General features: G+C 62.0%; 13 protein-coding genes. 12 read left to right on the forward strand and 1 reads right to left on the reverse strand.

Annotated elements, in window-relative coordinates:
- Nucleotides 1–214 precede the first annotated feature (214 nt).
- The 12 genes from ACQK2L_RS22700 to ACQK2L_RS22755 all read left to right on the forward strand — a co-directional run bounded on the left by ACQK2L_RS22700 (nt 215) and on the right by ACQK2L_RS22755 (nt 11,172).
- Nucleotides 215–838 carry a response regulator transcription factor gene (locus ACQK2L_RS22700; RefSeq protein ID WP_425399335.1) on the forward strand — a complete coding sequence of 208 codons (624 nt, stop codon included), beginning with the start codon at nt 215–217 and terminating at the stop codon, nt 836–838.
- Between the two features lie 291 nt (nt 839–1,129).
- On the forward strand, nt 1,130–2,044 hold the full coding sequence (locus tag ACQK2L_RS22705) for a hypothetical protein (RefSeq protein ID WP_425399336.1): 915 nt from the start codon (nt 1,130–1,132) through the stop codon (nt 2,042–2,044).
- Between the two features lie 32 nt (nt 2,045–2,076).
- The gene (locus tag ACQK2L_RS22710) at nt 2,077–2,673 is read left to right on the forward strand and encodes a hypothetical protein (protein ID WP_425399337.1); all 597 of its coding nucleotides are present in this window, start codon (nt 2,077–2,079) and stop codon (nt 2,671–2,673) included.
- Nucleotides 2,674–2,683: 10 nt separating this feature from the next.
- A complete protein-coding gene (locus ACQK2L_RS22715) occupies nt 2,684–3,940 on the forward strand; it encodes an NAD(P)/FAD-dependent oxidoreductase (RefSeq protein ID WP_425399338.1) in 1,257 nt (418 codons plus the stop codon).
- 128 nt (nt 3,941–4,068) lie between these two features.
- Entirely contained in the window at nt 4,069–4,284 is a 216-nt protein-coding gene (locus ACQK2L_RS22720; protein WP_425399339.1) for a DUF3311 domain-containing protein, read from the forward strand.
- The gene (locus tag ACQK2L_RS22725; protein WP_425399340.1) at nt 4,281–5,906 is read left to right on the forward strand and encodes a sodium:solute symporter family protein; all 1,626 of its coding nucleotides are present in this window, start codon (nt 4,281–4,283) and stop codon (nt 5,904–5,906) included. Before ACQK2L_RS22720 ends, ACQK2L_RS22725 begins: the two co-directional genes overlap by 4 nt.
- Nucleotides 5,907–5,951: 45 nt before the next feature.
- The gene (locus tag ACQK2L_RS22730; protein WP_425399341.1) at nt 5,952–7,253 is read left to right on the forward strand and encodes a glycosyltransferase family 4 protein; all 1,302 of its coding nucleotides are present in this window, start codon (nt 5,952–5,954) and stop codon (nt 7,251–7,253) included.
- A gap of 97 nt (nt 7,254–7,350) precedes the next feature.
- Nucleotides 7,351–7,626 (forward strand): 30S ribosomal protein S18, encoded by a 276-nt coding sequence (rpsR, locus tag ACQK2L_RS22735; RefSeq protein WP_425399342.1) that lies wholly within the window; start codon nt 7,351–7,353, stop codon nt 7,624–7,626.
- Nucleotides 7,627–7,744: 118 nt separating this feature from the next.
- Nucleotides 7,745–8,170, forward strand: coding sequence for an acyl-CoA thioesterase (locus ACQK2L_RS22740; protein WP_425399343.1), 426 nt, complete (start codon nt 7,745–7,747; stop codon nt 8,168–8,170).
- Nucleotides 8,170–8,838, forward strand: coding sequence for an ABC transporter ATP-binding protein (locus ACQK2L_RS22745; RefSeq protein WP_425399344.1), 669 nt, complete (start codon nt 8,170–8,172; stop codon nt 8,836–8,838). The genes ACQK2L_RS22740 and ACQK2L_RS22745 overlap by 1 nt, the downstream gene beginning before the upstream one ends.
- A 40-nt stretch (nt 8,839–8,878) precedes the next feature.
- Nucleotides 8,879–9,376 carry a HEAT repeat domain-containing protein gene (locus tag ACQK2L_RS22750; RefSeq protein ID WP_425399345.1) on the forward strand — a complete coding sequence of 166 codons (498 nt, stop codon included), beginning with the start codon at nt 8,879–8,881 and terminating at the stop codon, nt 9,374–9,376.
- A gap of 137 nt (nt 9,377–9,513) precedes the next feature.
- Nucleotides 9,514–11,172, forward strand: coding sequence for an ABC1 kinase family protein (locus tag ACQK2L_RS22755; RefSeq protein ID WP_425399346.1), 1,659 nt, complete (start codon nt 9,514–9,516; stop codon nt 11,170–11,172).
- A 110-nt stretch (nt 11,173–11,282) separates the two neighbouring features.
- Here ACQK2L_RS22755 and ACQK2L_RS22760 read toward each other — a convergent pair whose 3' ends face one another.
- Complete coding sequence (locus ACQK2L_RS22760) at nt 11,283–11,405, reverse strand: hypothetical protein (RefSeq protein WP_425399347.1); 123 nt, start codon at nt 11,403–11,405, stop codon at nt 11,283–11,285.
- Nucleotides 11,406–11,417 lie beyond the last annotated feature (12 nt).

The raw sequence follows: 11,417 nt of genomic DNA on the forward strand, positions 1-11,417 counted from the left end.
CATAGTCATCACATTGGCGGCCGAAGAACGTTAAAGGCCATCCGGGATGACTCACGCGTACGCCCGTACGGATTTCACCTCACACAAACGGGCGTCGGGCACAGGCAAGTACGCCAAGACTAATTGATTGCCACAACAAATGGCAATGACTTTTTCTACGGAGACCGGAAAGATGGCATTTATAGGCACGGAAATTGGTGGTGGTACCAGCGTTATGAGTGAAACCCAAGTCGACACCGTTTACATCGTCGAAGACGACGACAGCACCCGCGAAGCTCTTGGCGAATTAATTCGCCCCACCGGCGCGCGGGTCGAAGCGTATCGTTCGGCCGAAGATTTTTTGAAGGCCTACGAACCGCGCAACCCAAGCTGTCTGTTGCTCGACCAACGCTTGCCAGGCATCAGCGGCTGCGAGTTGCTGCGACAACTTCGCAGCGAAGGAGTACCGGTTCCCGCCGTATTCGTCACCGCCTACGCCACGACTCCCATGACAGTCGACGCGATGCGGATGGGTGCGGTAAACGTATTGGACAAACCGTGCTGCGAAAACGAGTTGCGGGATGCGATCGGGCTGGCCCTGTCGGAGCACCGTAAGCAACTCCGCCGTTCCGCAAACCGACGCGAGGCCGCTTCGCGGCTGGAGCAGCTCTCCCCCAGCGAGCGCGATGTGCTGACCCGCGTGCTCGACGGCGTGCCCAACAAGCAGATCGCCCGCGAATTGAGCGTCTGCATCCGCACCGTCGAGGCCCGTCGGAGCCGGATTTACAAGGCGATGGGCGTCCAATCGGTGGCCGAATTGACCCGGGCATGCGTCTCGGCAGGCTTCGTAGACGCCTGAACAGACGATCGTGGCAAAAAATCTGGGTGATTTTTCCCTCGACGCGTAATCTTTTGCTCCCTGGAAGTGCTTTCCTCATAAGCACTTACAGAGCAGTTCAAGCTGCCGGCGCCACGGCAAACGCCCCCTCCCCTATCCGTGGCGTCGGCCGGCTTGACCCTCGACAGCCCCTCGGCGGCTGCCTATGCTCTACCTCTGAAAAGCAAGATGCGGTTCATCCCGCCAGGCTCACCGTTGAGCCGACCCATAACACGCGGCATTTAGCGTGTTGTCCCTTCCCACCGAACTTTTATGTTCACTACCAACCAATCAGCGGTCGCCGCGAAAAGCGGTTCCGCCGAGCGGCCCTCCTTCCGCGTGGCAACGCCTGCTGGCGCAACCGCCTCGCCCACAGCGAGCGACTGGCTGCACCAGTGGAATGGCCGGGTGGTCTCCACCGCCGCGGCCGTGGGTGCGTTGGTTCTCTCCGAACAACATGGCGGCCAGCTGGGCGACAGCTCGCAGCCGCTCGACATCGACTCGGCCTACCAGGGCGACCTCAGCGAATTGATCGTCAGCAGCATGCACTGGCTGGCCCGCCGGCAACTCGCCGATGGTGGTTGGTCCAGCCTGGCCGACGACACCTCGGATGCATCGGACTTGATGACCTCGATGATCGTCCGCGCCGCATTCCAACTCACCGGCGCCCCAGCAGCTTATGCCGAGCTTGGCTCGCAGATGAACACGTTCATCAAAAAACAGGGCGGCGTCGAGAGACTCAAGTCGCACTTTGGCCCGCTGCACAGTGCAACGCTCCTGGCGCGCGGCGCTAGCGCCCTGGCCGAAGTAGTCGATTGGAAACAACTACCTTCGATCCCGATCGAGACCGCGAACTTCGGCACTTCAAACTCGCGCGTCGAGTTCTGGACCGATCGCGAACCGGTGCTTCCAGCCATTGTGGCGCTGGGAGTCGCTAGTTTTAGTCTCAATAAACCGGTGAACCCAATCACTTACTGGCGCAGGTCTCGCGCGTCGCAGCGCGCCATCGACTGGCTGGCCAACACCCAGTCGGAAGACGGCAGCTTCTACCACAGCATTCCTGTGACCAGCATGGTGCTGATGAGCCTGTCGAGCATTGGCCACACCAAGAGCCCTGTCGTGCGACGTGGTGTCGAGTACCTGTTTGCCGAAGTACGCGGCGACGGAAGTTGGCCGGGAGCATCTTGAACGTCGGCCGTCCGGAGCGAGGCAATTCAGCAATGGCGGAGTCGACCGGCGTCACCCACCAAGTTAGCCAGTCCCGTACCGCGGAACTCACCGCGCGGGCGGCCATCTTCTCCACTGACCTAGAGCAGCTTGGGCGTTTTACGCCCGTCGGCGAGGACGACCTGCCGGCTTCCTACGCCACGCTGCTGGCACACCACGACCACATGACCGTCACGCTGGAAGCGTACTGGGAATCGCTGGTGGCCGTGCGAGTGGTCCGGGAGCGGCTCGACAGCACCATCTACGCCCGCCAGAGTTTATTAGCTCGTCATTCCGACGGGGCGGTCGTACAATATGGGATAATGAGCATCGACCTGGCCGACCTGCCCCCGAACGTCCGAGAGGCGATCGAAACGGGCTGTGCGCCGCTGGGTCGAGTGCTGATCAAGAACAACCTGTTGCGCGACGTGGAACTGCTGGCGTTGTGGCGGATTGAGACCGGCGACGAACTCGCCAAACACCTCGGCGTACCGGCGGGCGACGTGATCTACGGACGCTCGGCCGCCATCCACCTGTCGGGCGCGCGAGCGGTCGACCTGTTGGAGATCGTCACCGACCACCCCACCGTCCCGCCGGCCGAATCACCTTGACGCTGCGAAGATGTCCGATCTGAAACCGAGTTACGACTGCATTGTGATCGGCGGCGGCCCCGCCGGCTCCACCGCCGCCGCATTGGTGGCCGAGGCAGGGCACTCCGTGCTGCTGGTCGAGCGCGACAAGATGCCCCGCGAACACGTGGGCGAGTCGCTTATGCCGGAGAGCTACTGGGTGTTCGAACGGCTCGGCGTGCTCGAGCAGCTCATCGCGTCGAGATTCTCGCGCAAAGTGGGCGTGCAATTCGTCAACAACACCGGTCGCGAGTCGCAACCGTTCTTCTTCCGCTCGCACGACCCTAGACCTTGTAGCGAAACGTGGCATGTCGACCGCGCCGAGTTCGACAAGATGCTGTTTGATAACGCCGCCACCAAAGGCGCCCATGTGCGCGACGGAGTGCGCGTGGTCGACATCCTCATGCGCGGCGACCGTGCCGTCGGCGTGGTTGTTCACCGCGACGGAACGGAGCATCGCATCGCATCGCAGGCGGTTATCGACGCTTCGGGACAGCAGACAATCTTGGCCAACAAGCTCGGACTACGTCGAGTAAACCCCGATCTGAAAAAGGCCGCCATCTGGCGGCACTACCGCGGTGCCGAGCGCGATGAGTCGGGCGGCGGGGTGAAGACCATCATCCTGCACACCAGCGACAAGAACGCGTGGTTCTGGTACATCCCCCAAGCCGACGACCTGGTGAGCGTGGGCTGCGTTGCCGACAACGACTACCTGCTCAAAGGTCGCGGCAAGCCCGAGCAGACCTTTGAGGAAGAACTCGCTAAGTGCGAAGGCGTCCTGCAACGGGTCGCTGGTGCGGAGCCCCTGGACGATCTGCGGGTGGCAAAGGAGTTCTCCTACATGACCGACCAGTCGGCCGGCGATGGCTGGGTGCTGGTGGGCGACGCCTGGGGCTTCATCGATCCGGTCTACTCCTCCGGCGTGTACTTCGCTCTGCAATCGGCCTGGCTGGCCGCCGACGCGGTGAGCGAAGGCCTGAAGCAAGGCGACACCTCCGCGGCGCAACTGGGCAAGTGGGAGCCCGAGTTCAAAGCGGCCACCAACTCGGTGCGAAAACTAGTGCACGCCTTCTATTCGGGTGAGTTTCGCGTCGGCAAATTCGTCACCGAGCACCCCCATCACCACGGCAATCTGACCGATCTATTGATCGGCCGTATCTTCAAGCCGGGCGTCGCCATGATGTTCGACGACCTCGACCCCTGGCTCCAGCAGCAAATAGCCGAATCGAATTCGCGCGACGCTGTTTAGCCTGACACGCAGGTGTGGTACACTCGCACGCTGTCGTTTGGGGCAAACCAGACCTTTCGTTTGGCACTGCGCCATCGCGTCCAGCAGGCGGAAGCATCCGCCACTCAAGTCGGGAGTGTGGCCACAACATGAAGCATGCGGTTTGGATAATCATCGTTGCGTTGTTGATTCTGCATCAGGACTTTTGGTGGTGGGACGACGGATATCTGGTATTCGGCTTCATGCCGATTGGCCTGTTCTACCAAGCGTGCATTTCCCTGGCGGCGGGCATCACCTGGTATCTGGCGACCATCTACTGCTGGCCCGCCGAGCTTGAAGGCACGGAGGGAGGTCCGCAGCAATGACGCAGCTTGTGATAATCGCGATCTACCTCGGTATCGTCCTCTCGCTTGGCTTGTTCGCCAGTCGCTTGTTTCGCGGCACTTCGAGCGACTACATGCTGGCCAGTCACTCGATCGGCCCGTTCCTGTTGTTGATGTCGCTGTTCGGCACCACGATGACCGCCTTCGCTCTGGTGGGTTCCACCGGCGAAGCGTTTGTCCGCGGCATTGGTGTGTATGGAATGCTCGCATCGAGTTCTGGCATCATCCACTCTTTGTGCTTCTTTGTGCTCGGAGTGAAACTCTGGCAGTTTGGCAGGAAGTACCACTACCGCACACAGATTCAGTTCTTCCGCGACCGACTCGAAAGCAACTCCATCGGCCTGGTGATGTTTCCGGTGCTGGTCGCGCTGGTGATTCCCTACTTGCTGATTGGCGTCATGGCCTCCGGCACGGTGATCAACAAGGTCACCGCCGGACGCATCGACAAAGGGCAGGTCGTGGCCGAAACGGTCACCTTCGAGCAGGGAACGTTCCCCGACTTCTTGGAACTCGGCGAAAACAAGGACGGCGAGATAACATTCGCCGCCGGTTCGGCCGGTGGTGTACCGAAGCAACTCGCGTCACTCGCCATCTGCTGCGTGGTACTGACCTACGTGTTCTTCGGCGGCATGCGTGGCACCGCGTGGGCCAATGCCCTGCAAACTTGCATTTTCATGGTGCTGGGAGTGGTTACGTTCTACGTGCTAGCCAACAAGCTAGGCGGCCAGGAAGGGTTCTTTAACAACCTGAAAGCGCTCGGCGAGAGCATCCCGGAGAACAAAGCCACGCGGGTAGACATTTCGAAGTTGAAGTTCACGACCTATCTGCTGGTGCCGCTGTCGGTGGGGATGTTCCCTCACCTGTTCCAGCATTGGCTCACCGCCAAGAGCGCGGGCAGCTTTAAAGTTCCAGTGGTGCTCCATCCCATCTTCATCATGATCGTATGGGTGCCCTGCGTACTGATCGGCGCTTGGGCTGCTGGCAGCTTGGTCAACGTGCCAGCGCCGGTCGCTGCCAATCAGAACGCCGTATTGCCGTTCATGGTGAATCAGCTCAAGATCCCGGAGCTTGCCGGCTTGCTCACCGCCGGTATTCTGGCGGCCATCATGTCAAGCCTCGACAGCCAATTCCTCTGCGTCGGCACCATGTTCACCGAGGACGTGCTGGTACACTACGGTGGACGTGACCGTTTCACCGACAAGCAAGTCATTTGGGCCGCGCGAGTCTTCATTGTGCTGATCGTGGCGCTCACCTACTTCTTCAGTTTGTTCGATCCACGGGGAGTGTTCACACTCGGCGTCTGGTGTTTCAGCGGGTTCAGTAGCTTGTTTCCACTGGCATTGGCTGCGATCTATTGGCGGGGACTGACCAAAGCCGGCGCGTACGCATGTGTGCTGACGGCCATCGGCACTTGGTTCTATCTGTTCCGAGCGTCAGGATACGCCGAAGACGAAACCTACGGAGTGCAGCTACCCTTTGCGCCCGAGGGATACGAAGTGATGCCGGTAACCTACATGATTGCAGCTTCCACCGTCGCCATGATCGTCGTCTCCCTGGTTACGCCCAAACCCTCCGAAGCGACGCTCAAGAAGTTCTTTGCTTAGCGAGCTACTCGCTCATAGCCTACAGCTTCCAGCCCAGAGCCACGCATGCGCATCGCCTACATCGCCGCCGGGGCCGCTGGAATGTATTGCGGCAGTTGCCTGCACGACAACACGCTGGCCCGTGCGCTGATGGACCGTGGGGAGGACATTCTGCTGGTGCCTACGTACACGCCGATTCGCACCGACGAAGTCGATGTGAGCCACCAGCAAGTGTTCTACGGGGGCATCAACGTCTACCTCCAGCAGAAGTTTCCGCTGTTCCGTCGCACTCCGCGTTGGGTCGACTGGCTGTTTGACCAGCCATGGATGCTCAACATGGCGACTCGGGGCGGGCCGAGTGTCGATGCGTCGAAGCTCGGCGACATGACCGTCTCGATGCTGCAAGGCGAGGCGGGCCACCAGCGTAAGGAACTGGTCCGTCTGGTCGACTGGCTGCTCGACGAAGTGAAGCCCGATGTCGTGCACTTGTCAAACGCCATGCTGATGGGCTTCGCGCGACTCATCGCCGATCGTGGTGGACCGCCGGTCGTCTGCTCGCTGTCGGGCGAGGACATCTTCCTCGAGAAGCTCACCCCGCCCTACTACGATCAGGCGCGAGCGCTACTTTGCGAGCGAGCACGCGACTGCAACGCGTTTGTGTCGCTCAACGAGTACTACGCAAACTTCATGTGCGACTACCTCGACATCGATCGCGACCGCGTGCACGTCATTCCGCACGGGCTCGACCTCGAGGGGCACGCGCCGGCCGACCAGCCGCCGCGGCAACTCGTTGTTGGCTGCCTCGCGCGAATCTGCCACGACAAAGGGCTGCACCTACTGGTCGAGGCGTGCGAGCACTTGAGACGTACCGCACCCGAAATCGACTTCCGGTTGCAAGTGGCCGGCTATCTGGGCAAGTCGGACGAGCCGTACCTGCGCGAGATCGAAGCGCGCGTCGCCAAGGGGCCACTCTCCGGACGTTTCGATTACCTGGGCGAACTGGACCGGGCGGGCAAGATTGCGTTCCTCCAGTCGCTATCTGTGTTTGCTCTGCCCACGGTGTATGCCGAGAGCAAAGGGCTGCCAGTGCTCGAGGCCTGGGCCAACGGGCTGCCGGTCATCCTGCCGGAGCATGGCAGTTTCACCGAAATGGTGACCGACACCGCCGGTGGGGTGCTGCACGTGCCGCACGACACGCTCGATCTGGCGGGGCGGCTGGCCGAGTTGCTGGTCGACGCCGAACTGCGAGCCACGCTGGGCCAGGCAGGCCGGGCGGCCATCGAACAGCGTTATCGGGCCTCGCACATGGCCGAAGCCCACATGCAACTGTACAGGACGCTCGCGGGCAGCCTGAAAACCAGCGGCTAATTGCCGCTCGGTACGGGTTGCATGCCACGCGTTTTGCGGTAAAATGTGGGGCTCAAACCGTTCCTAACTCAGTTTTCATACAGTCGAGGTTACCACCTTGCCCCCCACCAGCCGCCGACCGAGCCGTCCGTCCAAGCGACGCAGTTCCGCCAAGAAGACGCCCAAGAAGGATCCGATTTACGTCGATGGCGTTAAGCCACGCCCGATGTACGTCGACTACAAGGACCTGGAGCTCCTGGCGAAGCTCACCAACCGCCACGGTCGCATCGTCAGCCGCCGCAAGACCGGCTGCAACGCCGCCAGTCAGCACGCGGTGTCCCGCGCCATCAAGCGGGCACGCTTCATGGCCCTCATGCCGTACGTCGGCGACTGAGTGCGGCCACAAGCTGCCGACCAACCGAATAGAACAACGTTAGCCCTTGGCCGCAGGTCGAGGGCTATCGTCTTTTATCCCCGCCACCAGTTCTCTCCCCCGCCAACAACGCAGCTTGATGCCCAAGACATTCACCACCAAGCGAATGGTCGAGTTCTCCGATACCGACATGGCCGGCATCATGCACTTCGCCTCGTTCTTCCACTACATGGAATCGGTGGAGCACGAGTTCATTCGCAGCTTGGGGCTCAGCATCTACACGAAGATCGACGGGCAGCCGATCAGCTTTCCTCGAGTGGCCGCCAAGTGCGATTTCAAATCGCCTGCCATGTGCGAAGACGTTCTCGACGCAGAACTGTACATCTCGCGCATCGGTCGGACCAGCATCACCTACCAGATCAACTTCTCCAACGGCGGCAAGCCCGTGGCCCATGGCGAAGTGACTTGCGTCTGCTGCAATATCTATCACGACCGGCCGCCTGAGTCGATTCCGCTGCCCCAGGAAGTCGTCGACTTGCTCTCGCCTTACGTAGCGGCCGCCTGATGGAGATGCTGGAAGTCGACAACGTGACCAAGGAGTACCCCACGCCGGCCGAGCCGCTGGTGGTGCTGCGCGGGGTGTCGCTCACGCTCGATCGGGGGCAGAGCCTGGCCATTGTTGGTCCCAGCGGCTCCGGCAAGAGCACCCTGTTGGCGATTCTGGGCGCGCTCGACCGGCCAACTTCGGGCAAGGTGCAACTCGGTGCGGTCGACCCGTTCGATCTCTCCGAAAGCCAGCTCGCAGAGTTCCGTCGCGACCGCGTGGGCTTCGTGTTTCAGGACCATCACCTGCTGCCTCAGCTTTCGGTGCTCGAGAACGTGTTGGTTCCGCTGCTGGCCGACGGACAGCCGGCGGCCGAGGACATTCAGCGTGCCGAAACGTTGCTGAGCCGCGTGGGCCTCGCCGAGCGAATCACCCACCGCCCTGCCGAACTGTCCGGCGGCGAACGACAGCGGGTGGCGATCGCTCGGGCATTGATCCGCTCGCCAGCACTACTATTGGCAGACGAGCCGACGGGCAATCTCGACTCGACCACTGCCGAGGCCATCGCCCGCTTGCTGGTGGAGCTGCAACAGGAGCATAATTCCATCCTGGTGGTCGTCACGCACAGTCAGTCTCTGGCCGGCGCGATGCAACAGCAGAAGCGAATCGAAAACGGACAGTTGATTTAACCACGGCCCCTCGCCCCCCATTCCCTCGCCCCCTCCTCCCATGCACATTTCCGATCTCGGCAACATGCTTTCCTCCAGCGACGTCAGCGAGCGGCGCCGCGCCGCCGAGCTGCTGAGCCAAAACGCCGACGTCGCGGCCGACGTGGCAGTGGAACTGGTCCGTGCAGTGGGCGACGCCGATCGGCAGGTGTCCGAGTACTGCGTGTCGACGCTGGAAGAACTCGGCGAGCCCGCGCCGAGTCACTTGGAGCCGCTGTCCGAACTCGCGACCAGCGACAACGCCGACGTCGCCTACTGGGCCGTAACGCTGATGGGACGCGCAGGCGTGACATGTGCCGAGCACTCGATGCTTCTGGGCGACATCGTCGCCAGCGGGGCCGAGCCCCAAGTCCGCGAGCGCGCCGCCTGGGCCCTGGCGAGGATTGGTCCCGCGGCGGTGGTGGCGGTGCCACAACTCGAAAGCTGCCAGGACGCCGAACCCGCGAGCCTCGCCCGGGCGGTGACCAAGGCGCTCGAGGCGATTGAGCAGAGCGAATAACGCCCACGCCCCCGGGGCAATCACTACAGCCGCGCTATTCCCACCCCCTACGCTTCAAGCCGCGTAGTTTGTCCGGCAGCGGCGGCCAACTAGAATGGAGGGATCGCCCTGCCCTCTTTCTGTGCCACCCGACTGCGATGAAGATCACCACCATTCCGCAGATCCCGCGCAACATCAATCGGTGGCGCGAAATCCTCTCGGTGCTCAGCAAGTATGGGCTGGCGGGATGGGCGAGTCGGTTTGGCATCAGGTTTGGTTCCAGCTTGCTCCGCAATCGGCAAGGCAAGACGCTCATCGACGCACGGCACGAAGAGCGGATTCGCCTGGCGATCGAAGAGTTGGGGCCGACGTTCATCAAGCTCGGCCAGGTACTCAGTACGCGGCCCGATCAGGTGGGCTTTACGCTGGCCGACGAGCTGAGCCTGCTGCAGCAGAACACGCCGGCCGATTCGGCCGAGCAAGTGATCGCGGTGGTGGAAGCAGAACTCGGGCGGCCGCTGGCCGATTGCTTTGCAACGTTCAACCACGAGCCGATCGCCTCGGCCTCGATCGGCCAAGTGCACCGCGCCACGCTGCCCGACGGCACTCCGGTCGCCGTGAAGGTGCAGCACACTGGCATCGAGCGACAAGTGCACGTCGATCTGGAGATTCTCTCGGGGCTCGCGCAGTTCGCCGACAGCGTGCCCGAGTTTCAACCTTATCGCCTGAGCGCGACGATGAGCGAACTGCGTCGGATGATGAGGGCCGAACTCGACTTCTGCCGCGAAGCACGCAATCAGCAACAATTCGCGCGGCACTTCGCAGGCGACCCGCGCGTCCGCATCCCCGAGATCTACTCCAACCTGTCGACCAAACGCGTGCTCACGATGGAGTGGCTCAACGGCGAGAAGCTCTCAAACCTGGTCAACGATCCGACCGCGGCCGACAAGCTGCCTGAGTACGCCCATCGGGGCGCGGGTATCTACCTGAAGATGATTTTCGAACACGGCTTCTACCACGCCGACCCGCACCCTGGCAACCTGATGCTGATGCCCGACGGGGCGATTGGGCTGCTGGATTTCGGCATGGTGGGCCGCCTGGGCGACTCGCTCCGCGAGCAAGTGGAAGACCTGCTGCTCGCCTTGTCGATGCGGGACTCGCACCGGCTGACCAACGTGGTGATGCGGATCGGAGCCACCCCGCCCGGCCTGGACGACGTTGCCCTGTCGAGCGACCTGTCCGCGTTCGTCGACCACTACGCGTACCAGTCCATGAACCAGTTCGACCTGTCGGGGGCGTTCACCGAGTTCATCGAGATCGTACGTCGCTACGAAATCATGCTGCCCAGCTCGATAGCCTTGTTGATCAAGACGCTGGTGATGCTCGAAGGCATGGCGCGGATGATGCAACCGAATTTCTCGCTGATGGAGCTGGTCGGACCGTACCGCGGCAAGATATTCCGCCGCCGACTGTCGCCCAAACGCCACGCCCGCAAGGTGCGCGGGATGCTCGCCGAGTTGGAGCAACTGGCGGAAGTCGCGCCGCGGCGGCTGCGCGAGATCCTCGAGCAGGTGCAACGCGGCAAATTCGACGTCCACCTCGATCACCGCGGACTCGAACCGTCGGTCAATCGCCTGGTACTTGGCATGATCACCAGCGCCCTGTTCGTCGGCTCGTCGCTGATGCTCAGCCGCGAGGTGTGGCCAATCCACGGCATCTCCATCCCGGGTACTATCGGCATGGTGTTCAGTGCCATCCTAGGCCTGAGAGCAGTTCGCGCGATCAACAAGTCGAGCCATCTCGACCAGCGAAAGTAAGCTCGGCCCCACGACTTCACCCTCCCGCTTGCGGGAGGGTCGCACCTGCATTTGGTGCGGGGAGGGTAACGGAGCCTCCAACCGGCCAAGATTCGCCGTCCACCCCGACATTACGCTTGCGAGCTGTTCGCCGCAATCGCCGCCTCGATTTGCTCGTTAAGCTCTTCGAGCTGCGAGAGAATCTGCGTGTGCCGACGATCGATGTCGTCGAAGGTTTCCGAAACGTCGGCCATGGAGCAATTGCG

The sequence above is a fragment of the Aeoliella sp. genome, assembly GCF_965227375.1.
Classification (GTDB): Bacteria; Planctomycetota; Planctomycetia; order Pirellulales; family Lacipirellulaceae; genus Aeoliella.

Coding starts and splice junctions, on each gene's coding strand:
- ACQK2L_RS22700 (WP_425399335.1), top strand. CDS start 215: ATGAGTGAAACCCAAGTCGACACCGTTTACATCGTCGAAGACGACGAC.
- ACQK2L_RS22705 (WP_425399336.1), top strand. CDS start 1,130: ATGTTCACTACCAACCAATCAGCGGTCGCCGCGAAAAGCGGTTCCGCC.
- ACQK2L_RS22710 (WP_425399337.1), top strand. CDS start 2,077: ATGGCGGAGTCGACCGGCGTCACCCACCAAGTTAGCCAGTCCCGTACC.
- ACQK2L_RS22715 (WP_425399338.1), top strand. CDS start 2,684: ATGTCCGATCTGAAACCGAGTTACGACTGCATTGTGATCGGCGGCGGC.
- ACQK2L_RS22720 (WP_425399339.1), top strand. CDS start 4,069: ATGAAGCATGCGGTTTGGATAATCATCGTTGCGTTGTTGATTCTGCAT.
- ACQK2L_RS22725 (WP_425399340.1), top strand. CDS start 4,281: ATGACGCAGCTTGTGATAATCGCGATCTACCTCGGTATCGTCCTCTCG.
- ACQK2L_RS22730 (WP_425399341.1), top strand. CDS start 5,952: ATGCGCATCGCCTACATCGCCGCCGGGGCCGCTGGAATGTATTGCGGC.
- ACQK2L_RS22740 (WP_425399343.1), top strand. CDS start 7,745: ATGCCCAAGACATTCACCACCAAGCGAATGGTCGAGTTCTCCGATACC.
- ACQK2L_RS22745 (WP_425399344.1), top strand. CDS start 8,170: ATGGAGATGCTGGAAGTCGACAACGTGACCAAGGAGTACCCCACGCCG.
- ACQK2L_RS22750 (WP_425399345.1), top strand. CDS start 8,879: ATGCACATTTCCGATCTCGGCAACATGCTTTCCTCCAGCGACGTCAGC.
- ACQK2L_RS22755 (WP_425399346.1), top strand. CDS start 9,514: ATGAAGATCACCACCATTCCGCAGATCCCGCGCAACATCAATCGGTGG.
- ACQK2L_RS22760 (WP_425399347.1), bottom strand. CDS start 11,405: ATGGCCGACGTTTCGGAAACCTTCGACGACATCGATCGTCGGCACACG.